The organism is Pseudotabrizicola sp., from assembly GCF_030684215.1.
In the GTDB taxonomy this organism is placed as follows: domain Bacteria; phylum Pseudomonadota; class Alphaproteobacteria; order Rhodobacterales; family Rhodobacteraceae; genus Pseudotabrizicola.
The window spans coordinates 97,942-122,791 of the sequence record NZ_JAUXOV010000063.1; the positions used below are offsets into that span (position 1 = coordinate 97,942).

27 protein-coding genes are annotated in these 24,850 nt (G+C 59.6%); 6 read left to right on the forward strand and 21 right to left on the reverse strand.

Annotated features, from left to right (window positions below; genetic code table 11):
- The first annotated feature begins 11 nt into the window (after positions 1–11).
- Together rnpA and yidD are read left to right on the forward strand one after the other, a co-directional pair.
- A complete protein-coding gene (gene rnpA / locus Q8K08_RS12605; RefSeq protein ID WP_304801714.1) occupies positions 12–341 on the forward strand; it encodes a ribonuclease P protein component in 330 nt (109 codons plus the stop codon).
- Complete coding sequence (gene yidD / locus Q8K08_RS12610; RefSeq protein ID WP_305250282.1) at positions 338–607, forward strand: membrane protein insertion efficiency factor YidD; 270 nt, start codon at positions 338–340, stop codon at positions 605–607. The genes rnpA and yidD overlap by 4 nt, the downstream gene beginning before the upstream one ends.
- On the opposite strand, the gene yihA is transcribed toward yidD, so the two are convergent.
- From yihA to Q8K08_RS12640, 6 genes are all read right to left on the reverse strand, one after another.
- Positions 578–1,231: a ribosome biogenesis GTP-binding protein YihA/YsxC gene (gene yihA / locus Q8K08_RS12615; protein ID WP_304801710.1), complete on the reverse strand. Its 654-nt coding sequence runs from the start codon at positions 1,229–1,231 to the stop codon at positions 578–580. The genes yidD and yihA overlap by 30 nt on opposite strands.
- On the reverse strand, positions 1,228–1,974 hold the full coding sequence (locus Q8K08_RS12620) for an MOSC domain-containing protein (RefSeq protein ID WP_305250283.1): 747 nt from the start codon (positions 1,972–1,974) through the stop codon (positions 1,228–1,230). Before Q8K08_RS12620 ends, yihA begins: the two co-directional genes overlap by 4 nt.
- Positions 1,971–3,824: a membrane protein insertase YidC gene (gene yidC / locus Q8K08_RS12625; RefSeq protein ID WP_304801705.1), complete on the reverse strand. Its 1,854-nt coding sequence runs from the start codon at positions 3,822–3,824 to the stop codon at positions 1,971–1,973. Before yidC ends, Q8K08_RS12620 begins: the two co-directional genes overlap by 4 nt.
- A 188-nt stretch (positions 3,825–4,012) precedes the next feature.
- Positions 4,013–5,548 carry a bifunctional diguanylate cyclase/phosphodiesterase gene (locus Q8K08_RS12630; protein WP_305250284.1) on the reverse strand — a complete coding sequence of 512 codons (1,536 nt, stop codon included), beginning with the start codon at positions 5,546–5,548 and terminating at the stop codon, positions 4,013–4,015.
- A 69-nt stretch (positions 5,549–5,617) separates the two neighbouring features.
- The gene (gene ttcA, locus Q8K08_RS12635) at positions 5,618–6,487 is read right to left on the reverse strand and encodes a tRNA 2-thiocytidine(32) synthetase TtcA (protein ID WP_304801701.1); all 870 of its coding nucleotides are present in this window, start codon (positions 6,485–6,487) and stop codon (positions 5,618–5,620) included.
- 88 nt (positions 6,488–6,575) lie between these two features.
- Positions 6,576–7,307: an SDR family oxidoreductase gene (locus Q8K08_RS12640; protein WP_304801699.1), complete on the reverse strand. Its 732-nt coding sequence runs from the start codon at positions 7,305–7,307 to the stop codon at positions 6,576–6,578.
- Between the two features lie 138 nt (positions 7,308–7,445).
- Here Q8K08_RS12640 and argB point away from each other — a divergent pair, with 138 nt between their 5' ends.
- The 4 genes from argB to Q8K08_RS12660 all read left to right on the forward strand — a co-directional run bounded on the left by argB (position 7,446) and on the right by Q8K08_RS12660 (position 9,916).
- Positions 7,446–8,324, forward strand: a complete 879-nt coding sequence (gene argB / locus Q8K08_RS12645; protein WP_370654150.1) for an acetylglutamate kinase — start codon at positions 7,446–7,448, stop codon at positions 8,322–8,324.
- A gap of 62 nt (positions 8,325–8,386) precedes the next feature.
- Positions 8,387–9,040 carry a ferredoxin gene (locus Q8K08_RS12650; RefSeq protein ID WP_305250285.1) on the forward strand — a complete coding sequence of 218 codons (654 nt, stop codon included), beginning with the start codon at positions 8,387–8,389 and terminating at the stop codon, positions 9,038–9,040.
- Between the two features lie 25 nt (positions 9,041–9,065).
- Positions 9,066–9,569 (forward strand): histidine phosphatase family protein, encoded by a 504-nt coding sequence (locus Q8K08_RS12655; protein WP_304801692.1) that lies wholly within the window; start codon positions 9,066–9,068, stop codon positions 9,567–9,569.
- 161 nt (positions 9,570–9,730) lie between these two features.
- Positions 9,731–9,916 (forward strand): hypothetical protein, encoded by a 186-nt coding sequence (locus Q8K08_RS12660; protein WP_304801690.1) that lies wholly within the window; start codon positions 9,731–9,733, stop codon positions 9,914–9,916.
- Positions 9,917–10,027: 111 nt separating this feature from the next.
- Here Q8K08_RS12660 and Q8K08_RS12665 read toward each other — a convergent pair whose 3' ends face one another.
- The 15 genes from Q8K08_RS12665 to secY all read right to left on the reverse strand — a co-directional run bounded on the left by Q8K08_RS12665 (position 10,028) and on the right by secY (position 24,809).
- Positions 10,028–10,465, reverse strand: a complete 438-nt coding sequence (locus tag Q8K08_RS12665; protein ID WP_304801688.1) for a VOC family protein — start codon at positions 10,463–10,465, stop codon at positions 10,028–10,030.
- Positions 10,466–10,529: 64 nt separating this feature from the next.
- Entirely contained in the window at positions 10,530–11,318 is a 789-nt protein-coding gene (locus Q8K08_RS12670; RefSeq protein WP_304801731.1) for an amino acid ABC transporter ATP-binding protein, read from the reverse strand.
- A gap of 13 nt (positions 11,319–11,331) precedes the next feature.
- Positions 11,332–12,642: an amino acid ABC transporter permease gene (locus Q8K08_RS12675; protein ID WP_305250286.1), complete on the reverse strand. Its 1,311-nt coding sequence runs from the start codon at positions 12,640–12,642 to the stop codon at positions 11,332–11,334.
- A gap of 1 nt (position 12,643) precedes the next feature.
- Positions 12,644–13,897, reverse strand: a complete 1,254-nt coding sequence (locus Q8K08_RS12680; RefSeq protein WP_305250287.1) for an amino acid ABC transporter permease — start codon at positions 13,895–13,897, stop codon at positions 12,644–12,646.
- 135 nt (positions 13,898–14,032) lie between these two features.
- Entirely contained in the window at positions 14,033–15,058 is a 1,026-nt protein-coding gene (locus tag Q8K08_RS12685) for an amino acid ABC transporter substrate-binding protein (protein WP_304804850.1), read from the reverse strand.
- Between the two features lie 242 nt (positions 15,059–15,300).
- Positions 15,301–16,008 (reverse strand): ATP12 family chaperone protein, encoded by a 708-nt coding sequence (locus tag Q8K08_RS12690; protein ID WP_304804848.1) that lies wholly within the window; start codon positions 16,006–16,008, stop codon positions 15,301–15,303.
- Positions 16,005–17,051: an RluA family pseudouridine synthase gene (locus Q8K08_RS12695; protein WP_304804846.1), complete on the reverse strand. Its 1,047-nt coding sequence runs from the start codon at positions 17,049–17,051 to the stop codon at positions 16,005–16,007. Before Q8K08_RS12695 ends, Q8K08_RS12690 begins: the two co-directional genes overlap by 4 nt.
- A gap of 307 nt (positions 17,052–17,358) precedes the next feature.
- On the reverse strand, positions 17,359–18,672 hold the full coding sequence (locus Q8K08_RS12700; RefSeq protein ID WP_304804844.1) for a replication-associated recombination protein A: 1,314 nt from the start codon (positions 18,670–18,672) through the stop codon (positions 17,359–17,361).
- Positions 18,673–18,703: 31 nt separating this feature from the next.
- Complete coding sequence (locus tag Q8K08_RS12705; protein WP_305250288.1) at positions 18,704–20,080, reverse strand: trypsin-like peptidase domain-containing protein; 1,377 nt, start codon at positions 20,078–20,080, stop codon at positions 18,704–18,706.
- 130 nt (positions 20,081–20,210) lie between these two features.
- The gene (rplQ, locus tag Q8K08_RS12710) at positions 20,211–20,624 is read right to left on the reverse strand and encodes a 50S ribosomal protein L17 (RefSeq protein ID WP_304804840.1); all 414 of its coding nucleotides are present in this window, start codon (positions 20,622–20,624) and stop codon (positions 20,211–20,213) included.
- A 145-nt stretch (positions 20,625–20,769) separates the two neighbouring features.
- Positions 20,770–21,786, reverse strand: a complete 1,017-nt coding sequence (locus tag Q8K08_RS12715) for a DNA-directed RNA polymerase subunit alpha (RefSeq protein ID WP_135433348.1) — start codon at positions 21,784–21,786, stop codon at positions 20,770–20,772.
- A gap of 119 nt (positions 21,787–21,905) precedes the next feature.
- Entirely contained in the window at positions 21,906–22,301 is a 396-nt protein-coding gene (gene rpsK, locus Q8K08_RS12720) for a 30S ribosomal protein S11 (RefSeq protein ID WP_103334365.1), read from the reverse strand.
- Positions 22,302–22,316: 15 nt separating this feature from the next.
- Positions 22,317–22,685 carry a 30S ribosomal protein S13 gene (rpsM, locus tag Q8K08_RS12725; protein ID WP_305250289.1) on the reverse strand — a complete coding sequence of 123 codons (369 nt, stop codon included), beginning with the start codon at positions 22,683–22,685 and terminating at the stop codon, positions 22,317–22,319.
- Between the two features lie 177 nt (positions 22,686–22,862).
- The gene (locus Q8K08_RS12730; protein WP_304802131.1) at positions 22,863–23,447 is read right to left on the reverse strand and encodes an adenylate kinase; all 585 of its coding nucleotides are present in this window, start codon (positions 23,445–23,447) and stop codon (positions 22,863–22,865) included.
- 3 nt (positions 23,448–23,450) lie between these two features.
- The gene (gene secY / locus Q8K08_RS12735; RefSeq protein WP_304802128.1) at positions 23,451–24,809 is read right to left on the reverse strand and encodes a preprotein translocase subunit SecY; all 1,359 of its coding nucleotides are present in this window, start codon (positions 24,807–24,809) and stop codon (positions 23,451–23,453) included.
- Positions 24,810–24,850 lie beyond the last annotated feature (41 nt).

Below are 24,850 nucleotides of genomic sequence, written 5' to 3' on the forward strand. Positions count from 1 at the left end.
GCATAACAACCATGCGCCACCGCCCTGAATTTCTGCGTGCTGCTTCAGCCCGCAGGCATGGGGCTGGTGGTTTTTTGGTGCAGGCCCGGTTTAGGGATGATGGCAAACCGGGGGTGCAAGTCGGCTTTACCGCATCCAAGAAAATCGGAAATGCGGTGTTTCGTAACCGCGCCAAGCGCCGCTTGCGTGAAGTGGCGCGCGCCGTGCTGCCTGTTTTGGCGCAGCCCGGCTGGGATTACGTGCTGGTTGCCCGCCCCGGTGTGACCGTAGACCGGCCCTATGCTCAACTGTTGCTGGATCTGGAAACCGCCCTGCGCGCCATTCACGGGGCGCGGGCGTGACGCCGCTGGCGCAACTGGTGGCGTTGCCTGTGCGCGCTTACCGCCTGCTGCTGTCGCCTTGGGTTGGCCATGGTTGCCGCTATCAACCCACATGCTCGGTCTATGCGCTTGAGGCGCTGCAGCGCCATGGTGGCATCAAGGGCGGCTATCTGACCGCGCACCGCCTGTGCCGCTGCCACCCTTGGGGCGGGCATGGCTATGACCCGGTGCCGGGGGCTGACCCCGCGCACGACGCCTCACTCCAGCGTGGCGATGATCGCGCGTAGGGTCTCGATCCCCTCACCCTTTTCCGAACTGGTGATAACGATTTCAGGATAGGCCGCCGGGTGCTTGGTCAACGCCTCTTGGACCTGTGCGATATTGGCGTCCCGCGTGGCGGTGTTCACCTTATCCGCTTTGGTCATCACCACCTGAAACGTCACTGCGGATTTGTCCAGAAGCGACAGGATTTCCTGATCCACTGCTTTGATCCCGTGGCGGGTATCAACCAGCACAAAGGCCCGCCGCAGGGTCTGGCGTCCTTGCAGATAAGACCGCAGCAACGCCTGCCACTTTTCAACCACCGCCAACGGTGCCTCGGCATAGCCATAGCCGGGAAGGTCGACCATATAGCGGTGATCCCCCAGTGCAAAATAGTTGATCTCTTGCGTCCGGCCTGGCGTGTTAGACGCCCGCGCCAAAGTCTTGCGCCCAGTCAACGCGTTAATCAGGCTGGATTTCCCAACATTTGAGCGCCCTGCAAAACACACCTCCAGCCGGTCAGCCGGGGGCAGACCGGGCATGGCGACCACGCCTTTGACAAAATCAACCGGCCCGGCAAACAGCAGACGGCCCTTTTCACGGGTAAAGTCATCTGGCTGATCTGCCATGGGAAACCGCAAAGCGCTCATAGCACCTCCACTTGGTCGCCACGCACGATGGGACCGGATTTTGTGACCACGGCATAGGTGCCAAAGTCCTGATGGCCGAAGCCGCTTTGCAACGCGACAAGTGTGTCTGCATCAACGGACCCGGTATCGGGGTTCACCGTCGTGGCTTTGCAGCGGGTGATGCGCTGCTCGATCCGCAGCTCTGCCCTGCCAATACGCAAGGTGCGGCCCAACAGATCCCACTCGGCCCAAGGTGCAAGGCCGTCCAGCCAAAGATTCCCGCGCCAGCGGTGAATTGACAGATCGCGGCCCATGCGTTGCCCAAGATCAGCGTTGGACGCTGTGTTCAGCACCGCGAGGAACGGCTCTGGCACATCGGTCATTGCCTGTCCCGGCACATGGGTCACCCGCGCAGGAGCGGGCCTGTCAACGGGCCACAGCGGCCTTAACCAAGACACCAGCGCGGCGCTGTCGGTATCGGGGGTGATCGTTATGTCCCCCGCCACCGGGTGGGTCAGCGCAACCCGGCGCGCGCCTTCATCCAAGCGCGCACGAATGGCCATCAACTCTGGCCCGGCCACTCCGCGCAGAAAGTTCATCTTGGGAACCCACTCGGTCAGATCAGTGACCTTTGCCGCGTTATGCAGCACCGCCCATTCCCTGTCGAACGGCAAAGCGCGCCCCTGTGTCAGGGGCGCGCTTGCCAGTTCCTCAAAGCCAATGGATTTGATCGGATGGCGACAAATCTGGGCCAGCCGAATCATTTCTTCTTTGGCTTCGCGCTCTTGTCAGCCACTGCGGGGGCAACGGGTGGCTTTTTCTTGAAGCCCGATTTGATGTTCCCGAACAAGTCCGGCTTGTGCCCATGGCTGCGCATGATCGCGTATTGCTGGCTAAAGGTGATCACATTGTTGGTGATCCAGTAGACGACCAGACCGCTGGCAAAGCCGCCCAGCATGAACATGAACACCCATGGCATCCAGGCAAAGATCATCTGCTGTGTCGGATCCGTCGGCGCGGGGTTCAGCTTTTGCTGCAACCACATGCTGACGCCCAGCAGGATCGGCAGGATACCGATAAAGATCAGCGCAAGGATAGAGCTTGGCTCTGGCGCGGCCCAAGGCAGCAAACCGAACAGATTGAAGATCGACGAGCTATCAGGTGCCGACAGGTCATTCAGCCAGCCAAAGAACGGCGCGTGGCGCAATTCGATGGTGACAAAAATCACCTTGTAGAGGGCAAAGAAGATCGGAATCTGGATCAGGATCGGCAAACAGCCCGCGGCAGGGTTCACCTTTTTGTCCTTGTACAGCTTCATCATTTCGCGCTGCATCATCTGCTTGTCGTCGCCCGCACGCTCTTTGAGCGCCTCCATCTCGGGCTGCAACTCTTTCATGCGGGCCATGCTGACATAGGACTTATAGGCCAGCGGCAGAACCAGCAGCTTGAGAATGAACGTCAATGCGATAATTGCCAGCCCCATGTTGCCGATATTGGCATTCAGCCAGTGCAGCAGGGCAAAGATCGGCTTGGTCAGAAAGAAGAACCAGCCCCAGTCGATAGCGTCGATAAAGCCGGGGATGGGCTGCGCGGCAGTACCAACAGCGCCCTCGTTCTGATAGGCGCGAATGGTCTCCCACCGCTTCGCCCCAGCAAACAAGCGCTGGGTCGAGGTCACGGTTTCGCCCGGTGCAACGGCAACAACGGCCTGCCGAGTCTCGGTCTGGTAGATATTGGCTTGCGGCACGAACTTGGTGACAGAGGTAAAGGGCTTGCCCTGTTCCGGCACCAGCACCGTCATCCAGTATTTATCGGTAAAGCCGATCCAGCCGTCGGTTGTTGATTCGACGACCCGGGCCTGCGCGCCCTCACGCTCGACCAGCGGCAGATCAGCCACATCGTCGTAATCCGTCTCAGTCAGCTTGCCATCAGCGCGGGCGACCACGCCTTCGTGGCTGACAAAGAAATTCTCAAGGTTGGTCGGCTTGCCGTGACGGGCAACGATGCCATAGGGGAACAGCCGGGCCTCAACCGTGCCAGAGTTTTGCACGCTTTCGGTCACGGTGAACATGAAATGCTCATCCACGGCGATCTGGCGGGTGAAGGCCAGACCGTTGCCATTGTCCCAGCGCAGCGTGACCGGCTGGCCGGGCGACAGGGTGCCGCCGCCTGCGGGCATCCATTCGGTGTTCGCACCGGGCACGTCTTCAAAATTCAGCGCCCCGGCAGGGCCCCAGCCGAACAGCGCGTAATATGCGTTTGGTTGACCCACCGGCGCAAGCAGGCGCACGATGCCGGAAGTTTCATCCAGCGTCTGTCTGTAGGCTTTCAGCTCAAGATCGTCGATCCGCCCACCCAGCAACGAGATAGAGCCGGTCAGCTCTGGCGTGTCGATGGTCAGGCGCGGCGCTTGTGTGGTCGGAGCGGCGCCATCCGCAGTCGCAGTTGCACCCGGCACGGCAGCCGCCGGAGGTGTGGTTGCGTCGGTCACAGAGACCGTGGGCGCATTCGGGTCGATCACCGGTTCGGGCGGTGGAAACATCACGAACCAGACCATGATGACCACGAAGGACAGCACAGTTGCGAGGATAAGGTTCTTATTCTGATCGTCCATCGGGACTACCGCCACCATTGTTCAGGTCAGCGGTCGTTCAACAGAAGGGGGCGGGAAAGGTCAAGCGGTTTTCCCGCTTTGGGGGCGAGTATTGATCCCACAGCCGCTTTACTGACAAGAAAAGACCTGTGCCGCGTCGACAATTTGCCAGCCCTGCCACAGCGACCTGTTTTGGCACCGCACTTCGCCTAGCGCAGCTGACCAAAGCGGATGGCCCCCTGCCGCCCCGCTTCATGCCGGGCGATCCAACCGAAGGTTTCCTCGACTGCCATCGGGCGGGCAATGCCGAACCCTTGGACATGATCGCAACCAAGTTGGGCCACGGTTGCGTGTTCGCCGGGTGTTTCAATACCTTCCGCAACTGTGGACAAGCCCAGTTGTTCACACAATGAGAGGATTGCGGCGACCATGCGCTTTTGATCCGGGTCCGTATCGCAGCGCATGACAAAGCAACGGTCAACCTTGATCCGGCGCACCGCAAATCGGCGGATGTTGACAATCGAAGCCTGCCCCGTGCCAAAATCATCCAGATCAATCCCACAGCCAAGCTTTGCAAGCTGCGCCAGATTTGTCACGATCACATCATCATCAGAGCGCGCCACCACGGTTTCCAGCACCTCGATGGTCAGACGGTCAGGGGTCAAGGAAAAGCGATCCAGTTCCCATTTCAGTTTATAGGGAAGATGGGGATTGCGCAGTTCACTGGCCGAGAAATTCACTGAAACGCGGGCGATGCGATGCCCTGCATTGTCCCAGCGGGTCAGCGCCGACAACGCGCCGTACAGAATTACCTCTCCCAGCCGTTCAGACAGACCTGTGTCTTCGACCAGTGGCAGAAACTCTGACGGAGCGATGATCCCGCGTTCGGGGTGATGCCACCGGGCCAAGGCCTCAAACCCGCTGACCTCACCGGTATCTGTTGAAAGTTGTGGCTGAAACCATGGACGGATCTGGCCACAATCCAGCGCAGCCTCCAGCCCTGCGCGCAGTTCAGCACGGTCAGCACGGCGCCGGGACATCTCTGGCTGATAGGCGCGAATTGCACAGGGACCGTTACGCAACGCCTCATCGGCCGCGCAGCGAGCTGCGTCAAGCAAGGACGCACCCAGCAAGGCCGGCGCACGGTCAGCCAAACAAAACCCAACCGAAACAGAGGGATGCACCGTCATATCGTCCACGGGCAGCGGGGCAGAGACGGATGACTGCAAGCGCGCGGCCATTTGCACAGCATTTTCCAGATCAAACCGCCGGATTGGCGCAAAACTGATGGCAAAGCCATGGCTTGGCAAACGCGCCACGACATCACCCGCGCGCAACGATACGCCCAACCTTTCACCCGTGCGCATCAAGACCCGATCAAGCGCGAGGCGGCCATGCCGGTCGGCAAGCATCTCCAGATCATCAAACACCACGACAAAACAGGCAGTTGTGCCGCCATGAACCGCCACATCATTCAGAACCGTGTCAAGATTTTCCACCAACTGCGTTTCGGTCGCGAACCCAGTCAAGCCTGCGGAAGGGATTGACGCGCGCCGCACACGTTTGCCCCATCCGATCAGGGCAAAAGCAACGGGCGCGGCTATCGCAAGTGTCAGCAAAGCGACTTCACCACCCAGCCAGAAGGCCGCAACAGAGACGGCGGGCAACAGCACCAGTGCTTCACCATCGACCAGACGCGAAAGCAAGGCCGAGGCCGTTGGCCTGATAGAACTGTCCCGCTTCATGACGCCCCCGAAACCGCAAGCCACTTGATCCGCTTTGCGTGACGCTAGAATCGCGAGGTGAGTGAATGCTTAATCCACGTCCCGAAGTTGCAGAGGATTTTCTACATTTGTTCCAATTTTCTGCATCAGCCCTGCAAAGTCAAACAAGGCCGGATCCGCCAGATGCGACGGGCGCACGTTCATCAGCGAACGGAACATGATCTGTCGCCGCCCCGGAACCCGTGCCTCCCAGTCATCCAGCAGCTTTTTCACCTGCGCGCGCTGCAAGCCTTCTTGAGAGCCACACAGATCGCAGGGAATGATCGGATAACCCATCACGCGGGCAAAACGGTCACAATCGGCCTCGGCCACGAAAGCCAGTGGGCGGGCTACGAACAGATCACCGTCCTCGTTCAGCAGACGCGGTGGCATCGAGGCCAGACGCCCGCCATGAAACAGGTTCATGAAAAACGTCTCTAGAATATCATCGCGGTGATGCCCCAGAACGACCGTGGAACAGCCCTCTTCCCGGGCGATGCGGTATAGATTTCCGCGCCGTAGCCGCGAACAAAGCGAACACATCGTTCCACCGGGTTTGATCTTGTCGATCACCACCGAATAGGTGTCCTGATACTCAATCCGGTGTTCCACCCTCATGCGGGTCAAAAACTCGGGTAGCACCGTCGCGGGAAAACCGGGCTGGCCCTGATCGAGGTTGCAAGCCAGAATATCCACCGGCAGCAAGCCACGCCATTTCAGCTCGTGCAAAACGGCCAGCAGCGTGTAACTGTCTTTACCGCCCGACAGACAGACCAGCCACCGTTCGCCGGGCTTGGCCATGCCATAGGTGTCAATCGCCTCACGCGCTTGTTGCACCAGCCGCTTGCGCAACTTGCGAAACTCCAGCCCCTTGGGCGCGCCGTGAAACAGGGGGTGAATGTCGTCGGCATCGTCAAGCATGGGGGCCTCCGCAGGGTCAGGCGGATATGCGACCAAGGCGGGCGCGCGTCAAGCTTTCCTACTGTCTGCGCCGGACACGGGCGGCGCGTCAGACGTGCTGCGCGCCGTTTACCTCAATCTCGGCCCCGGAAATATAGCTCGACTGGTCCGAGCACAGGAACCAGATCACATCGGCCACTTCCTTGGGCTGGCCCAACCGCTGCATTGGCAACTTTTCCACTATCTTATCGGTTCCGGGCGACAGGATTGCGGTTTCCACTTCACCCGGCGCAATCGCGTTGACCCGGACACCCAGGGGGCCGAAATCATGCGCCATCTCGCGCGTCAGCGCCGCAAGCGCCGCCTTGGACGTAGCATAAGCCGCACCCGCAAAGGGATGCACCCGCACCCCGGCGATTGAGGTCACGTTAACCACAGACCCTTTGGCCGCCGCCAACTCATCCTTCAACCCGCGAGCCATGATGACACTTGAGAAGAAATTGACATGAAACACCTGACCCCATGTCCGCAAATCGGTATCAAGTGTGCTGAGCCGCGCACCATCAGGGCCCTTCGGACTGATCCCGGCATTGTTGACCAGCGCATCCAGACGGCCGCCTATCTTTTGCTTGATAGTCTCGATCGCGGCGATGGTCTTGGTGGGATCTGCCAGATCAATCTGAATATGGTTTTCCTCTCCGCCGGGCCATGGGCAGCGAGGATCGAAGGGCTGGCGCGAACAGGTCAGCACGCGCCAGCCCTCGGCTGAAAACCGCTTGACCGTGGCATGACCGATCCCCCGCGAAGCACCTGTCAGGACAATGGTTTTCTGGTCAGTCATTGATGCCTCCTTGGATCGGGCAAACCCTACGCTTACGCGTCGGAAAGACAAGCTCGGACACACCGCTTGGCAGACCCGACCAAAGGCGCTACCACCCTACCAACGCCGGAGGCCCTCATGAAACAGCAGACCCTGACCATGCAAGATGCCCTGAACACCGCCAAGATGTTGTCCGAAGCCCTGCCCTATCTGCAACGCTACGCCGACTCGGTCGTGGTGGTAAAGTTTGGCGGCAACGCCATGGGGGACGATGCCGCCATGGCGGAGTTTGCCCGCGACATCGTCTTGATGCGCCAAGTCGGGGTGAACCCGGTTGTCGTGCATGGCGGCGGGCCGATGATCAACGACATGCTAAACAAGCTGGGGATCAAAAGCGAATTTGTGCGCGGCAAACGGGTGACCGACAAGGCCACCGTGCAAGTGGTTGAGATGATCCTGTCCGGTCTGGTCAACAAGCGCATCGTGCAGGCAATCATGGATGCGGGCGGGCGGGCGGTTGGCATCTCGGGCAAGGACGACGACCTGATGGTCTGCGAGGCCGATGACCCGGAGCTTGGCTTTGTCGGTCGTCCGGTCGAGATGAACGTGCAGGTGCTGCGAGACCTCTATGCCGCTGGAATCATTCCCGTGATCGCGCCCGTCGGCACCGGTATGGCAGATAACGAGACATTCAACGTCAACGGCGACACCGCAGCGGGGGCCATCGCAGGGGCGTTGCAGGCAGACCGACTTCTGCTTTTGACCGATGTTGCGGGTGTAAAAAACGCCAATGGCGAGGTGATGACCCAAATCACCCCCGACGAAATCCGGCAGATGACGGCAGATGGCATTATTTCGGGGGGAATGATTCCCAAGACCGAAACCGCATTGCTGGCGATCGAACAAGGCACACGGGCGGTGACGATTCTGGATGGGCGCATTCCCAATGCCTGTTTGCTGGAGCTGTTCACCGACCATGGCGCAGGCAGCCAGATCCGATCAACCGAACCACGGGTGAAACCGTCGGTGCGGCGCTGATCAGAAGGGCGCTCTGGGGGCTTTCGAAGACGCCTCCGGCGGGAGTATTTGGAAAGCAGCAAATGCCAGAGCTTAGTCTTGACCGTCTGAACAAGCTGCTGGAGCCGAACTGTCTGGAGGTTCTGGGCGGGTTTGATTGCGCCGGAGAGCCGGAGTTTCCGGACTGGGCGCACTGTCTGGTGCTGCTGGGGCCAAGCGAGCCGGGGTTCTGGCCGCATTTAAAAGCACAGCCGGAATGGGGTGGGCCAGATCCAGTGGACAGTTGGTCGCGGCGAGTGATCGGGCGGCTGGCCTGCGATCTTGGGGGAAAGGCGCGCTTTCCCTTTGGCGGGCCGCCGTATCATCCGTTTTACGGCTGGGCACTGCGGACGGGCCGGATATGGGACAGCCCGGTCAAATTGCTGGTTCACGACACCCAAGGGTTGATGGTCAGCATTCGGGGTGCGCTGATCCTGCGGGAGGTGCTGGAGTTCCCTGCCGCATCAAAGCCCTGTGAGACATGCGTGGCCCCCTGCCTCTCGGCCTGCCCCGTCGGGGCGCTGACAGGCGCGCGTTATGATGTTGGCGCGTGCCATCAGCTTCTTGACTTGCCCGAGGGCGCAGACTGCCTTGGGGCTGGCTGTCAGGTTCGCCGCGCTTGCCCGGTGTCCCAAGGCTATGCAAGACTTGCAGAACAGTCGGCCTACCACATGGGCCGATTCCACAGGGCGGGGTAACCGCCCGTATTTGGGGGGAGTGGGAATGAAGCGCCTGATCTTGACGCGACATGCAAAATCGAGCTGGGATGATCCTTTGACGCCGGACCACGACCGTCCGCTGAACGAGCGGGGCCGGGCAGCGGCGGCGGATCTGGGGCAATGGCTGGCAAGCCGGGGGTATGTGCCGGGGCAAGTGCTGTGTTCTGACGCGCTGCGGACCCGCAAGACATGGGCCGGGATCGCCCCCGCCCTGCCAGCGACGCCGGTGCTGGAGCTGAAGCCTTCGCTTTATCATGCCGGGCCGGACGTGATGCTGGCAGTGCTGCGGCATGCTACGGCTGACACAGTCATGATGGTCGGGCATAACCCCGGCATTGCGGAATTTGCGGCCCGGCTGGTGGCACATACCCCCGTCAACCCAGAGTTCACGCGTTATCCGACCGGAGCGACGCTGGTGGTGGATTTTACCGCCGACTCTTGGGCCGATGTTGGGTTTGGGCAGGGTGTTGTGGATGATTTCATCGTTCCGCGTGAGATCATGGCCTGACGTTCCCCCCGCGATACAAGGTGCAAAACCACGCGCAATCAATCGTTTGATGGCGTGGCTCTTGTCAAATCTTGACGATTGCCTCCAAAGGGGCAATCCTTGCGGTTGGCCCCGGTTTCGGGCATGACGCATGATCAGGATATAGGATAAGGCGACAGGCCATGGATTACGCAAAATCAGGCAACCCGAAACTGAGCAAGGATCAGGGCCGCCAGAAAGACCCCAGCGCCAAGCCGGGCAAGGAACTGAAGGCCAAAGCGCCGACCAAAACGCCAAACCTGCGCCCCAGCAAGGAAGAACTTCTGGAGCGGATGAAGGCCAAGGCGGCGGATAAGACCGGGGAGTAAGCACCGCCGGAAGGCGGCCAGACAGGCTGATCTCTGCGCTTTGGACTCAACCATTGGCCAAGGGCGCACTGAGGGCAAACCCACGGAACTTCCGCTCTGCGGCGCCGGGTTTTAACCGCCCTTGTTAGCCCGTTTGTCGTCGCGGCTCGGTTCGTTTGGGTCGTTGGAAAACAAGGCAATTTTGTTGCCCTGAGGGTCGCGAAGGTAGCCTACGTAAAAGTGAGGCCCATACGCGTCACGAAATCCGGGCTGACCCTCATCAGATCCGCCTGCAGCAAGCGCGGCTGCGTGGAGTAAATGAACTTGGGTTTGACTGCGAACGTCGAACGCGATCATGGTGCCGTTCCCTGCCGACGCCGGACGCCCATCAAAGGTCGGCTTGACGTAGAAATCAGGCAGAGCGGTTTGTTGTCCCGGCTCTGACGCTAACGCGTAGCTTAGACCCTCTGGGCCTTCCTTCAGCGAGTAGTCAAGGACTGGCAGGAAAGCAGAGTAAAACCGCTTTGCGCGCGCGAGGTCATCAGCACCGACAGTGACATAGCCGATCATGCCAAGCATCTTTTTGCAAAAAAGAGGCCCCATGGGGCCTCTTTTGTCGTCTTGTCTGTTCCCTTCAATGCCCCAGAATCTGCGACAGGAACAGCTTTGTCCGCTCGCTCTGCGGGTTGTTGAAGAACTCTTTCGGCGCGTTTTGTTCCACGATCTGGCCCTGGTCCATGAAGATAACCCGGTTTGCCACGGCTTGGGCGAAGCCCATTTCGTGGGTGACGCAGAGCATGGTCATGCCCTCCTCCGCCAGTTCGATCATGGTGTCGAGCACCTCTTTGATCATCTCGGGGTCGAGTGCCGATGTGGGTTCGTCAAACAACATGATGCGAGGCTTCATGCACAAAGACCGCGCAATGGCCACGCGCTGTTGCTGGCCGCCTGACAACTGGCCGGGGTATTTGTTTGCCTGTTCCGGGATTTTCACCTTGCGCAGATAGTGCATCGCAACTTCCTCGGCTTCTTTGCGCGGGGTCTTGCGGACCCAGATCGGCGCGAGCGTCAGATTTTCAAGAATGGTTAGATGCGGGAACAGGTTGAAATGCTGAAACACCATCCCGACCTCGGACCGGACCTTGTCGATGTTTTTCAGGTCTGAGGTCAGTTCGGTGCCGTCAACGATGATCTGACCCTGCTGGTGTTCTTCCAGCCGGTTGATGCAGCGGATAAGGGTGGATTTACCCGAACCGGACGGGCCGCAGATCACGATCCGTTCCCCCCGGTTAACGGTCATGTTGATGTCACGCAGAACGTGGAATGTGCCATACCACTTGTTCATCTGGGTGATCTGGATAGCAACTTCGTCGCTGACCTGCATATGGCTGTGGTCAATTTCGCGGGCGATGGCTTCGGACATGTTTCCGGCTCCCTTAGCGATGATCGGTTTTCAGCTTGCCTTCGAGATACATCGAGTACCGCGACATGGCGAAGCAGAAGAGAAAGAAGATAGCGCCGACAAAGATGTAAGGTTCCCAATAGATCCCCTTCCAGTCGGTGGAGGCGCGGACGGCGTCTGTGATGCCTTTTAGCGGGTCCAGCAGGCCGACGAAGACCACCAGCGTGGTGTCTTTGAAAAGGCCGATAAAGGTGGACACGATGCCGGGTATCGATATTTTCAGCGCCTGCGGCATGATGATCAGGCGTTGCGCCTTCCAGTAATCAAGGCCAAGCGCATCCGCCGCTTCATATTGGCCGCGTGGCAGGGCGGCGAGACCGCCGCGCACCACTTCGGCGATATAGGCGGCCGCGAACAGCACCACCATGATGATGACACGCAGGATGATGTCAAAATCGGTGCCCGGCGGCAGGAAGTAGTTGAGCAACAATGAGGCCGTGAACAGCAGGGTGATCAGCGGCACGCCCCGGATGAACTCGATAAACCCGACCGACAGTTTGTTGACGATGAACATGTCGGACTGACGGCCAAGCGCAAGCATCACGCCCAAGGGCAGCGAAAAGGCAATGCCGGTAAAGCCAATTGTGAAGGCAAGGACAAAGCCGCCAAATTCACGTGATCGCACACCTTGGAGCGCAATCGGCAGGATGGATTGCATCGCGTCAGCAGCAGGGCCAGCAAGGAACAACCACCACAGGACCGGAGCCAAAACGGCGGCGATGGTGGCGACGATGGTGCCTGCAAGGGGTTGCACGATCTTTGCAGCGGCATAGCCGATGGCAAAACCTGCGAGCGCCATCACGGGCACCCAGACCGACCCGCCCCACAAAAGCCAGAAGCCGACAGCGGGGTAAACCAGCGAGAACCAGAGCATCTGGCGTGGCAACTTATCAAACAACACTGGAGCAACAGCGACGCAGAGCAGTGCAAAGGTCAGAACCGGGCGCCAATACAGATGCGACGGGTAGAAGCCGAACAGATACTGCGGCCAACGTTCGCGGATAACCGCCCAGCAGGCGCCGGTAGCGCCTTCACCATACCGATCAGCGATGATCTGACGGCATTCGGACAGACTGCTGGCAACCCAGACCGAGCGGGAGAGCCAAGGTGCTATCTGCAGAGTGATGTAGACGACAACCGCGACACCCAGAACGGTCAGAATGCCGTTCAGGACGGACGAGAACAGGTTCTCGCGCACCCATTTCACAGCCCCTGCCTCGGTGATTGGAGGTGTTTGCTGGGGCAGCATTTCGGTGCGCACGAAGGTGCTTGTGCTGGTGTTCATCTCAGCGCTCCTTCAGCTTGACGGAATTGTTGTAGACGTTCATCGCCGATGAAATCAGCAAACTGATGATCAGGTAAATCAGCATCAGAAGCATCATCGCCTCTAGCCCGCGCCCCGTCTGATTCAGCGTGATGCCACCTAGCGTGCCGCGCAGGTCCATGTAACCGACGGCGATGGCAAGCGACGAGTTCTTGGTCAGGTTCAGGTATTGCGAGATCAGCGGCGGAATGATGACCCGAAGCGCCTGTGGCAAAATGATCAGGTTCATCGTGCGACCAGGGCGCAGGCCAAGGGCAAAGGCCGCCTCGGATTGCCCGCGAGAGATGGCGTTGATCCCGGCGCGGACGATTTCGGCGATGAAGGCCGCCGTGTAGAGCGTCAGGGCAAGCCACAGCGCCACGAGCGAGTTCGACACCTGCAATCCGCCGGTGAAGTTAAAGCCTTGCAAGCTGGGGTTATCAAGATGGGTGCCAAGGAACAGGAAGACCAGAATGATCGGACCGAACAGCGCAAGAATCGACTGCCACCATGTGGTGGGCCGAAGGCCGGTGGCCTCTTGAATGCGGGTCGCACGACGCAGGATCGTGCGGTTGATCAGGAAGCCACCGACCAGCGCGGCAACGATCAGCGCAAGGTCAAGGTTCAGCCAGATCGGCCCCAAGGACAGCCAGCCCATCGAATTGTCAAACACCAGCCACGGAACAGCAGTGTAGCGGTTGGTAAAAGCCACCGTGTCGAACAGGACCATCGACGCCGCCGGGTTTTCACCACGGAACGCATTTGGCGCAGGCAATGCCTCGGTGAACACGGTATAGACCATCAAAATCCACAGCAAAAGTGGGATGTTGCGGAATATCTCCACATAAACCGTCATCAATCGGGCAATCACCCAGTTGTTAGACAGGCGCAGAACCCCTGCGATCACCCCAACAACCGTTGCCGCGATACAGCCCAAAAAGGCAATCAGCAGCGTGTTGAGCAGACCAACCAAGGTTGCGCGGGCGTGGCTGCTGTCATTGGTGTATTCTACAAGCGTCTGGTTGATATCGTAGCCCGCACGGTTCCACAAAAATCCGAACGAGATGCCCCGGCCCAGCGCATCAAGATTGCGCAAAAGGTTGTCTATCAGCCAAGCGGCCCCCAACATGACAAGCATGAGCACAACGATCTGAATGGTGATGGAGCGATAGCGGGTGTCGTATATGAGCATCCCGAGCCGAAAGCTGGCTTTCGGTTCTTCCGTGACTACGGCCATTTATTTTCCCCTGAAGTCCGCACGCCCCTGGGCTTTGCCCTTGTGTTTGGGGGCTGCCCCCCGACGCTGCGGATAACCCTGTTCTCACTGTTAGAAAGGGCGCGCCATGAAAGCGCGCCCTTGATTGTCAGTCGATCAACGGAACGGCGGGGTGTAGAGCAGACCGCCTTGGGTCCACTGTGCGTTCAGACCACGCGCCAGACCGATCGGAGTCGACTCGCCGATGGTTGCCGCAAAGATCTCGCCATAGTTGCCGCTGGCCTTGATCGCGTTTTTCGCCCATTCGACGTCAAGACCGATCATCGCCCCCAAGTTGTCCGAACTGCCCAGCAAACGCTGAACTTCTGGATTCTGGGACGATGTTGCCAGTTCGTCGATGTTGGCCGAAGTGATGCCGAACTCTTCGGCAGCAACCAGCGCGTTCATCGTCCAGCGAATCACGTCACCCCAAGCGCTGTCACCATGACGCACGGCAGGCCCAAGCGGTTCTTTGGAGATGATTTCAGGCAGGATGATGTGGTTATCAGGGTCTGCAAAAGCAGCGCGGGTGGCTGCAAGGCCCGATGCATCGGTGGTGTAAGCATCGCAGGCACCAGCCAGATACTGCTGTTCGCCTTCAGCGTTGGTTTCGATCGGAACCGCTGTGTAAGCCATATTGTTGGCTTTGAAGTAGTCAGCCAGGTTCAGTTCAGTGGTGGTGCCGGTCTGGATACAGATCGTTGCGCCGTTCAGCTCTTTTGCGGAAGACACGCCCAGATCCTTGCGAACCATGAAGCCCTGACCGTCATAGTAGTTCACGCCAACGAAATCCATTTTCAGATCCGTATCGCGCGAGAAGGTCCAAGTGGTGTTGCGGACAAGAAAGTCGATCTTGCCCGAAGTCAGCTGTTCAAACCGGTCCGACGAGGTGGTCGGGATATAGACCACTTTCGACGCATCGCCGAAGATTGCAGCGGCGACGGCTTTACAAACAGCTACATCAAAGCCCTGCCAGTTACCGCTTGCATCCGGAGCGGCAAAGCCGACCAGACCGGTATTGACGCCGCAGTTCAGTTCGCCACGGGCCTTGACGGTATCAAGCGTCGAGGTGCCCTGCGCCATTGCCACACCTGCGAAAAGGGTGGCTGCGGCGAGGGTGCCGAGGAATACGGATTGTTTCATTCTTACCTCATCCTGAGTAGTCGGCCTTGGGCCGACGTTTTTATATGCCCCGAGGCCGGTTGATGGGCGGACGGGGACGGAACTAGTGGAGGTGAGCCTCTCCCAGTGGAGCTAGTTTCCTCCGAAGCGGTTTGAAAGGTCAAGCGTGTCGCGGGAATTTGCCTAAATTCTTTGCATTCAGGCGGTTTCAAAGCGGCATCGGGCAAGATGGCGTCGTCGCGCCCGTCATTTGGGCAGGATTGTTACCCGCACAAAGTATAGAATCGCTCTGCGGTCAGGAAAGCCTCCTGCCGCAACGCCTCCAGCGCGGCGGCATCCTCGTCTTCGCCCCAAAGCTCGCTCTGCCATTTCTCATCGATTCGGCTCAGACCAAAAGCCTGATCACCCGTCAGCCTTTGGTGGGCAACGGCAAGACCCAGAACGAGCGATCCGGAAATCGCCACTAGGTCATGCAGCGCCGCCAGATGAAACGGGCTGTGCCCTGCTACATGGTCGCGCAGACGGGCAAGGCTGGCTGCTGGCTGCGAAATGGGAATCACGCCATAAGTGACAGCCAGCGGAGCGCCCAACGCATCGCGCGCCCAGTCCAGAAGCGGGCCCCAGCCTGCGGCCTGACGGTCGATCAGCGGTTGCGGATCGGTGGCGCGATAGCACAACAGGTCGGTGGTGCCATAATTGGCAATCTCGCCCACCACGCCGTCAAACTGCGGGGCAACCTTGTCGATGGCGGAATTGGCGGCACGCGTCAGCGGCATGGTGTCCGGCTTGATCAGGCCATGCTGTGCATCCCATTCAGTGGCGACGGCCTGCGCCATGGCAAGGCTGGGCAGAACCAGCGGTTGCTTGGCCGGGGTCTTTACGGGCCGCGCATCAAGACGGACGGTAAAGCCACCATCACAGGGTTCCGCGGAGGCCGCCTGCCAGAACCGCTTGGCCGCCCAAGCGCTCACCGCAGCCCCTCAAACGGGTCAGCGGGCACGTCCTTTTCATTCCAGTCCAGAAGCTTCCAGGTCCGAGCCATATGTTCGGGCAAGGGGGCGGTAAAGGTCATCATTTCCTTGGTGATCGGGTGCTGAACCGACAGACTGCGGGCGTGCAGATGCATCTTTTTCGACATCTCGCCCCCTGCCTGCGCCCCCCAGCCATCGCCCATGTTTTCCTGCGCAGAGGTGCCGTACTTTCCATCCCCGATGATAGGGTGGCCCAATTCGGCAAGATGTGCGCGCAACTGGTGCGTGCGGCCCGTCACCGGCTCCATTGCCATCCACGACATCCGGGTGCCAAGGAACCACAGCGTGAAATAGTCGGTGTGTGCGCGCTTGGCGTCGGGAAAATCACCCATTTTGGCTGGATGGATGCAGATCATCTTTTCGCCTTCGCCACCGCGCCCATGGCCCGGCGCTTTCATCAGCCCGTATTTGATCGACCCCTGACGCGGATGCGGGACGCCTGCCACCAGCGCCCAGTAGATCTTGCGCGTGTTGCGATGGCGCAAGGCTTCGGACAACGCGCGCGCCACCCGGTCGGTACGCGCCAGCATCAACAGGCCCGAGGTATCCTTGTCCAGCCGGTGGACCAGCTTGGGCTTTTCCTTGTAGCCGAATTTCAGCGCTTCGGCCAATCCATCGACATGCCGGTCACCCTGCCCCGACCCACCCTGCGACGGCAGACCGGCGGGCTTGTTGAGGATGATGATATGCTCATCTTTCCACAAAACCGCGTTCTGGATCATCTTGGCGTCCGCCGCATTCACCCGCCCCTCAGCCGGACGACTGGGCGCTTCGGTGTCGGGCAAGGGCGGCACGCGAATGGTCTGACCCGGTGCCACCCGGTCGGCGGCTTTCGCCCGCGCTCCATCCACCCGGATCTGCCCGGTGCGGCACATCTTTTCGACATGGCCTTGCGTCAGTTGCGGAAAGCGCCGCTTGAACCACTTGTCCAGCCGCTGCTCGCCCTCATCTTCGGACACCGTCAATGTTTTCACGCCGCTCATATCATGGACCTTGCAAGTTGGAGGCCCGCCACACGCGCAGCAAGCAAGAAAAGAACCAGCCCCCGGTCACCCGCTGTCGGGCAATCAGTATCAGAAAGTGCAACGTCGCACGAATGGACCCACAAAAAGCGGGCTGAGGCACGGTCAGGATCATGCCCCGGTCTTTGCGTCTGTTGTGCGGAATTGTCAACGTGCGCTCATCGCTCGGGCGAAGCTCTGCGCATTTGGTGCCCCATTCATCTTGGCAAAAATACTCCCGCGCGGAGCGCACTCGGGCGAAGACGCGCGCAAAGCTGGATGAGCGTCCCTATCCGCCCTGACGCTTCGCCCGCAGCTTGGCAAAATACTCCACCCGCTTTTTCAACTCGCGCTCGAACCCGCGTTCGGGGGGCAGATAGAACACCGGGCGCTTCATGCCTTCGGGGAAATAATCCTGCCCGGAAAAGCCATCTTCGGCCTCATGGTCATAGGCATATCCAGATCCATACCCGATCTCTTTCATCAGCTTGGTCGGTGCATTCAGGATATGACGCGGCGGCATCTGGCTGCCGGTTTCCCGCGCACTTGCCCGCGCAGCCTTATACGCCACATAGACCGCGTTCGATTTTGGCGCGAGCGCAAGATACACCACCGCATTGGCCAGCGCCAATTCCCCCTCGGGGCTGCCAAGGCGTTCATAGGTATTCCACGCATCCAGACAGACCGATTGCGCCTGCGGATCCGCCAGACAAATATCCTCAACCGCCATCCGCACCAGACGCCGCGCCAGAAAGCGGGGGTCTTCGCCACCCTCCAGCATCCGGGCAAACCAATACAGTGCGGCGTCGGGGTCTGATCCGCGTACCGATTTATGCAAGGCGCTGATAAGGTTGTAATGTTCCTCACCCGACTTGTCGTATTTCGCTGCGCGGCGCATCAGCCGGGTCGCCAGCTGGTCGCGGTCAATCGGTTTATCCAGCCGCCATGCCGCCACCTGTTCGGTCAGGTTCAAAAGCGCACGCCCGTCACCATCAGCCATTTCCAGCAGCGCCTCGCGCGCTTCGCCGTTCAGTGGCAAAACGCGGCCAAGCTCCATCTCGGCGCGCTGCATCATCCGCTCCAGATCCGTAAGGTTCAGGCGTTCCAGCACAATCACCTGCGCGCGGCTCAGCAACGCCGCGTTCAGCTCAAAACTGGGATTTTCAGTGGTGGCGCCGACCAGAAGGATGGTGCCATCTTCCATATGCGGCAGAAAGCCATCCTGCTGCGCTTTGTTGAAGCGGTGGATTTCATCAACAAACAGCAAGGTACCCTGCCCGTTCTGTCGCCGAATTTTAGCAGAGTCGAACACTTTGCGCAGGTCAGGCACGCCGGTAAAGATCGCTGAAATCTGCACAAAGGCCATATCGGTTTCGCGTGCCAAAAGCCGTGCGATGGTGGTTTTACCCACACCAGGCGGCCCCCACAGGATCAGCGACGACAGACTGTTTGCCGCCAGCATCGCACCCAGCGGGCCCTCTGACCCCAGCACATGCGCCTGCCCGATCACCTGCGCCAACGATTGCGGGCGCAGGCGATCCGCCAAAGGGCGCGGACCTTCGGCTTTCGGGATCGCGGCTGCGGAGTCAAACAGATCTGCCATAGCGCACGATACGCCGCCACGCGCGCAAGGGCTAGAGCCGGAAACGCAGACGCAAGAGCTGCCCGCCCCGGTTCACATCGATGGCCCAGCGGCGGGTTTGCTCTGTTGCTGCGTCAGCCACATCCTGCGGTTGGGCAATGCTGCGGCCGTTGATCGACAGCAGCACGTCGCCGGGGCGCAGTCCTACCTGCGCTGCAACATCCTGCGCGTGTGTCACCACCACGCCAGACGCATCGGTTGGCAGCGCAATCTCGGCAGCAAGCGCAGGATTGATTCGCGCCACCGTAAGCCCGCGCAATGCCACCGCGCCCGCTATCGTCACCGGATCGCGCGGCGGCGACTCGGGTGGAGCTATTAGTGCGACATCCATGGTCGAGATACCATTCTCATGCAGATAGGTCACAAGTGCGGTGCCGCCGATCCCAAGCGCGGACAGGCGGAAAATCATTTCTTGTGGGGTGTTCGTCGGCTCTCCCGCGATGGAGAGCACCACATCGCCGGGGCGTAATCCTGCTGCAGCAAAGGGGCTGTCGGGATGCAGATCTGACAGCAGCACACCATCGGGGCGCGGCAGGTTCATGGCCGCAGCCAGCCCCGCGTCCACCGCTTGCCCCTGCACTCCCGCCCATGGCCGGGCAAAGCGGCTGTTGCCCGCCAACGCCTGCGCCACGACCGTTTGCACCAGATTGGCTGGTATCGCAAAGCCGATGCCGTTGGACCCGCCAGACCGGGTCAGGATCGCGGTATTGATCCCCACCAAACGCCCCTTCATATCCACCAGCGCGCCACCCGAATTGCCGGGGTTGATCGCCGCATCAGTCTGTATGAAATACCCGCGACCCAACTCGACCGAGCTGCGCGCAAGACCAGACACGATGCCCGAAGATACCGTCTGCCCCACGCCAAACGGGTTGCCAATGGCCAGCACCAGATCGCCAACCTCGACCTCATCCGAATTGCGAAAATCCAGCGCGGGCAGGCCCTCGGCATCTTGTAGCCGCAGGATCGCCAGATCGCTTTCCTCATCGCCAAGGATCAGATCGGCCGCATATTCGCGGCGGTCATTCAGCACAACCCTGATCTCTGTTGCCTGTCCCACAACATGGTAATTCGACACCACAATGCCATCGCCAGACACAATCACCCCCGAACCAAGCGAGTTCTGCATGCGCGGCTGGGTCTGGCCGTAGCCGCTGAAGAACTGGTCAAAGAACGGATCGCCTGCAAAGGGTGACAACCGCTCCTCGACCACGCGACTGGCATAGATGTTGACCACGGCAGGGGCGGTGGATTTCACCACCGGGGCAAAGCTGAGGCTGATTTCCACGGCAGAGGCCGGAGGTCGGCTGTCGGTTTGTGCGGCAAGTGGGACGGTACAGAACAGGATAAGTGCGACGAGGCGGAGCATGGTGCATCCTTTCTTGCTTTGCACAGGGATATGGCAAGACCTGTTGCGCATTCAACCAACCACACATGACAAAGCCCGCCCCTGTTGCCAAGGACAGGCTTTGCGAAACTATTGGCCGATGGCCGGGCGCTTATTCCGCCTCGGCTGCCTCGGTGCGGGCGTGGTCAGCAGCACCCTTGGCGTTCGGATCGCGATCCACGAATTCGATGATCGCCATCGGTGCCATATCGCCGTAGCGGAAGCCAGCCTTCAGCACTCGCACATAACCGCCGGCGCGGTCCTTGTAACGGGGGCCGAGGATCTCGAACAGACGTGCGGTGTGAATGTCCTGCTTTAGCTGCGAATGCGCCTGACGGCGAGCGTGCAGATCGCCGCGCTTTGCCAGTGTGATCAGCTTTTCAATGATCGGGCGCAGTTCTTTTGCTTTCGGCAGAGTGGTTTTGATCTGCTCGTGTTCAATCAGCGAACCAGCCATGTTAGCGAACATCGCTTTGCGGTGTTCATGGGTCCGGTTCAGTTTGCGGTAGCCGTTAGAGTGACGCATGGAAATTCTCCTGATCGCGTGTTTTGCTTTGTCCGGTGCGGCCTACGTGCGGCTACACTCACCTTGGGGCCTTGTGACCCATGTTTTCCCCGGCAGTCCGGGCATTTTTAGCGGTAGGGCGGGGTTCACCCCGCCCTTTTTGTTATCAGAACTGGTCCTCAAAACGCTTGGCCAGATCCTCAATGTTCTCTGGTGGCCAGTCTTCGACTTCCATGCCCAGATGCAGACCCATGCCGGACAGCACTTCCTTGATTTCGTTCAAGGACTTGCGGCCAAAGTTCGGGGTGCGCAGCATTTCTGCTTCGGTTTTCTGGATCAGATCGCCGATATAGACGATGTTGTCGTTCTTCAGGCAGTTGGCTGAGCGCACGGAAAGTTCCAGCTCGTCCACTTTCTTCAGAAGCAGCGGGTTGAATTCCAGACCCGCATCGACTTCGCCCAGTTTTGCCGATTCCGGCTCGTCGAAGTTGACGAAGATCGACAACTGGTCTTGCAGGATGCGCGCGGCATAGGCCACAGCGTCATCGGGCGTCAGCGAGCCGTCAGTTTCCACCTTCATCGTCAGCTTGTCATAGTCCAGCACCTGGCCCTCGCGGGTTGGCTGCACTTCGTAGCTGACCTTTTTCACCGGCGAATAGATCGCATCAATCGGGATCAACCCGATCGGCGCATCTTCAGGGCGGTTCTTGTCGGCCGAGACATAGCCTTTGCCGGTGTTTACAGTGAGTTCCATGAACACATCAGCGCCATCATCCAGGTGGCAGATCACATGTTCACGGTTCAGAATCTCGATGCCGTTCGACTCCGAGATATCGGCCGCCGTCACAACGCCCGGACCCTTGGCCGAGATCGACAGGCGCTTTGGCCCCTCGACGTCCATCTTAATGGACACGCCTTTCAAGTTCAGCACGATGTCGGTCACGTCTTCGCGCACGCCAGCGACGCTGGAAAACTCGTGCAGCACATTGTCGATCTGCACGCTCGTGATGGCAGCGCCTTGCAGCGACGACATCAGCACGCGGCGCAGGGCGTTGCCCAGCGTCAGACCAAAGCCGCGCTCCAGCGGTTCGGCGATCACGGTCGCCACACGCGCCGCATCCGAGCCCGGTTTCACAACCAGTTGGGTCGGTTTGATCAGTTCTTGCCAGTTCTTATGGATCATGCTGTCGCCTCCATTCTTGTCCCATTGCCCATGTCCAGCAAGCGGTGGGACGCCCGAGGGTCCTAAAATGCCGAAATCGGGCCGTGCGACATCGCACGGCCCGACAGTATTTCAATCAATCAGACGCGACGACGCTTTGGCGGGCGGCAGCCGTTGTGCGCCAGCGGGGTCACGTCGCGGATCGAAGTGATGTTCAGACCAACAGCGGCCAGCGCGCGCAGCGCCGACTCGCGGCCCGAACCCGGACCCTGCACTTCAACCTCAACGGTCTTCATGCCATGTTCCTGGGCCTTGCGGGCCGCATCTTCGGCAGCCATCTGGGCCGCATAAGGCGTCGACTTACGCGAGCCTTTGAAACCCATGGTGCCCGAGGACGACCAAGAAATCGCATTGCCCTGAACGTCAGAGATCAGGATTTTGGTGTTGTTGAACGAAGAGTTCACATGAACCACGCCAGCGGCGATGTTCTTGCGCTCTTTTTTCTTGGTGCGGGATGCTTTGGTATCGCGTGCCATATCTGTCTGCTCCCCTTATTTCTTCTTGCCAGCGATGGCTTTTGCGGGGCCCTTGCGGGTACGAGCATTGGTATGGGTGCGCTGACCACGGACCGGAAGGCCCTTGCGGTGACGCAGGCCGCGATAGCAGCCCAGATCCATCAGACGCTTGATGTTCATCGACGTTTCACGACGCAGATCACCTTCAACGGTGAAGTTCGCATCGATGAATTCGCGGATTGCCAGAATTTCGGCATCCGAGAGCTGATTTACGCGGCGAGCGCGATCAATCTTGAGCGACTCGCAGATGGCTTCAGCATTGGTCGAGCCAATACCGGTGATGTAGGTCAGGGCGATCGGAACCCGCTTTTGGGTCGGAATGTTAACGCCAGCAATACGTGCCAAACGTGTGTCCTTTTCAATGTTGCGGTTCCGTGGTGCCAGAACCTTTTTTCACAACTCCGTCAGGGCAATGCCCTTCTGGGTCTAATCCCGATTGAGGGAGACCCCGGCACGATTCCATACCGGGACGCTGTGCTTTATGGGCAAATGCTGCGCCCGTCAAGGGCAGCGGCGGTGTTTTCATGGTTTGTCAAGAATTTTCGCTATATCCGCGCTGACACTGTCCATGGCGGCCAGACCATCCACGGACCGTAGCGCGCCCTTGGCATAGTAATAGCCGATCAGGGGGGCAGTATTCTTGTAATACTCGCGCAGACGCACCTCAAAAACCTCGGGCGTGTCATCCCGGCGAACCGGCTGGCCCTGCGCTGCAGCCTCGGCGGCACGCTTGACGATGCGGCCAACCAAGGCAGCATCATCCACGGCCAGTTCGATCACAGCATCCAGCGCCAGACCCTTTTGCGACAAAAGCGCGGCTAAGGCATCGGCTTGCTTCAGGGTGCGTGGAAAGCCGTCAAATATGAACCCGCCGGGCGCGCCCTGGGTCAGCTTTTCCTCGATCAGCCCGATCACGATGTCATCTGTGACAAGCGCGCCGCGCTCCATCACGTCGGCAACCTTGCGGCCCATTTCTGTGCCGCTGGTCTTTGCTTCGCGCAGCATATCGCCAGTCGACAGCTGCACCATCCCACGCGTATCGACCAGACGCTTGGCCTGCGTGCCCTTACCGGCCCCAGGAGGCCCCAAAAGAATGATGTTTGCCATGGGTCAGCGCCGTGTAGGGGCTTTGGGCGTTGTCTTTTTACGCCCACGCAGTTGCGATTTTTCGATCAGACCTTCGTACTGATGCGCCAGCAGATGCGACTGCACCTGATTGATCGTATCCATCGTCACCGACACCACGATCAAAACCGACGTACCACCAAAGTAGAACGGAATCGCGAACTGGTTGCGCAGCACTTCAGGTAGAAGGCAAACGGCGGCGAGATAGGCCGACCCAAGCACCAGAACACGCGTTACCACGTATTCCAGATATTCTTCTGTCTTCTTGCCGGGACGGATGCCGGGGATAAAGCCGTTCTGGTTCTTCAGATTTTCGGCAACATCCTCAACCTTGAAGGCAACGTTGTAGGTGTAGAAAAAGCTGAAAAACACGATCATGCCGGTGAAGAACAGCAGATACAGCGGCTGACCCGGACCAAAATAGGCCAGAATGGTAGACATGACCGGCCCGGTCTGCTGACCCGAAAAGGTTGAAATCGTGACCGGCAGCAAGAGCAGCGACGAGGCAAAAATCGCCGGGATCACGCCAGCGGGGTTCACCTTGACGGGCAGATGCGATGACCCGCCGTCATAGACCTTCATCCCGACCTGGCGGCGGGGATACTGAATGTGGATTTTGCGCAGTGCGCGCTCCATGAAGACCACAAAGGCAATGGTGGCGATCACGAGCGCGATGACCCCGATGATCACTGCCGGCGAAATCGCCCCAGACCGACCTTGGCTCAGGAACTGCGCGATGGCCGCCGGGATCTCTGCGACAATGCCGACAAAGATGATCAGAGAGATGCCGTTACCAATGCCGCGTGCGGTGATCTGCTCACCCAGCCACATCAGGAACATGGTGCCACCGACCAGCGTGATCATGCAGGCTGCCTTGAAGAACAGGCCCGGATCATGCGCCAGACCACCCGCTTCCAGACTTGCGGCAATGCCCCAGGCCTGAAATGTCGCCAGAAACACCGTGCCGTAGCGGGTGTACTGGTTGATCTTCTTGCGGCCCTGCTCGCCCTCTTTCTTCAACTGCTCCAGCGCCGGCACCATGGCCGTCATCAGCTGCACGATGATCGAAGCAGAGATATAGGGCATGATGCCAAGGGCAAAGATGCCCATACGGCTGATCGCGCCACCGGTGAACATGTTAAGCATGCCGCCGATGCCTGCACCCGCATCATCCATGAAGGCGCGCAGTTGCACGCCATCAATGCCCGGCACCGGAATATAGGTGCCAAGCCGATACACGATCAGCAGGCCGATGGTAAAAAAGATGCGTTGGCGCAAGTCGGTTGCCTTGCCAAGGGCGCCCCAGCTGAGGTTCGCCGCCATTTGCTCTGCAGCAGATGCCATATCCGGTCTCTTTCAAAGACAGCGCCGCCAAACCGTTCTCC

Bases quoted from the DNA above. Each gene is read 5' to 3' on its own strand.
- Q8K08_RS12695 (WP_304804846.1), bottom strand. From the start codon at position 17,051: ATGAGCGGCGTGAAAACATTGACGGTGTCCGAAGATGAGGGCGAGCAG.
- Q8K08_RS12700 (WP_304804844.1), bottom strand. From the start codon at position 18,672: ATGGCAGATCTGTTTGACTCCGCAGCCGCGATCCCGAAAGCCGAAGGT.
- rplQ (WP_304804840.1), bottom strand. From the start codon at position 20,624: ATGCGTCACTCTAACGGCTACCGCAAACTGAACCGGACCCATGAACAC.
- Q8K08_RS12630 (WP_305250284.1), bottom strand. From the start codon at position 5,548: ATGAAGCGGGACAGTTCTATCAGGCCAACGGCCTCGGCCTTGCTTTCG.
- rnpA (WP_304801714.1), top strand. From the start codon at position 12: ATGCGCCACCGCCCTGAATTTCTGCGTGCTGCTTCAGCCCGCAGGCAT.
- Q8K08_RS12640 (WP_304801699.1), bottom strand. From the start codon at position 7,307: ATGACTGACCAGAAAACCATTGTCCTGACAGGTGCTTCGCGGGGGATC.
- Q8K08_RS12620 (WP_305250283.1), bottom strand. From the start codon at position 1,974: ATGATTCGGCTGGCCCAGATTTGTCGCCATCCGATCAAATCCATTGGC.
- Q8K08_RS12685 (WP_304804850.1), bottom strand. From the start codon at position 15,058: ATGAAACAATCCGTATTCCTCGGCACCCTCGCCGCAGCCACCCTTTTC.
- secY (WP_304802128.1), bottom strand. From the start codon at position 24,809: ATGGCATCTGCTGCAGAGCAAATGGCGGCGAACCTCAGCTGGGGCGCC.
- ttcA (WP_304801701.1), bottom strand. From the start codon at position 6,487: ATGCTTGACGATGCCGACGACATTCACCCCCTGTTTCACGGCGCGCCC.
- yidC (WP_304801705.1), bottom strand. From the start codon at position 3,824: ATGGACGATCAGAATAAGAACCTTATCCTCGCAACTGTGCTGTCCTTC.
- Q8K08_RS12680 (WP_305250287.1), bottom strand. From the start codon at position 13,897: ATGGCCGTAGTCACGGAAGAACCGAAAGCCAGCTTTCGGCTCGGGATG.
- Q8K08_RS12730 (WP_304802131.1), bottom strand. From the start codon at position 23,447: ATGGCAAACATCATTCTTTTGGGGCCTCCTGGGGCCGGTAAGGGCACG.
- Q8K08_RS12665 (WP_304801688.1), bottom strand. From the start codon at position 10,465: ATGATCGGCTATGTCACTGTCGGTGCTGATGACCTCGCGCGCGCAAAG.
- Q8K08_RS12715 (WP_135433348.1), bottom strand. From the start codon at position 21,786: ATGATCCATAAGAACTGGCAAGAACTGATCAAACCGACCCAACTGGTT.
- rpsK (WP_103334365.1), bottom strand. From the start codon at position 22,301: ATGGCACGCGATACCAAAGCATCCCGCACCAAGAAAAAAGAGCGCAAG.
- argB (WP_370654150.1), top strand. From the start codon at position 7,446: ATGCAAGATGCCCTGAACACCGCCAAGATGTTGTCCGAAGCCCTGCCC.
- Q8K08_RS12660 (WP_304801690.1), top strand. From the start codon at position 9,731: ATGGATTACGCAAAATCAGGCAACCCGAAACTGAGCAAGGATCAGGGC.
- Q8K08_RS12670 (WP_304801731.1), bottom strand. From the start codon at position 11,318: ATGTCCGAAGCCATCGCCCGCGAAATTGACCACAGCCATATGCAGGTC.
- Q8K08_RS12675 (WP_305250286.1), bottom strand. From the start codon at position 12,642: ATGAACACCAGCACAAGCACCTTCGTGCGCACCGAAATGCTGCCCCAG.
- Q8K08_RS12705 (WP_305250288.1), bottom strand. From the start codon at position 20,080: ATGCTCCGCCTCGTCGCACTTATCCTGTTCTGTACCGTCCCACTTGCC.
- yihA (WP_304801710.1), bottom strand. From the start codon at position 1,231: ATGAGCGCTTTGCGGTTTCCCATGGCAGATCAGCCAGATGACTTTACC.
- Q8K08_RS12650 (WP_305250285.1), top strand. From the start codon at position 8,387: ATGCCAGAGCTTAGTCTTGACCGTCTGAACAAGCTGCTGGAGCCGAAC.
- Q8K08_RS12655 (WP_304801692.1), top strand. From the start codon at position 9,066: ATGAAGCGCCTGATCTTGACGCGACATGCAAAATCGAGCTGGGATGAT.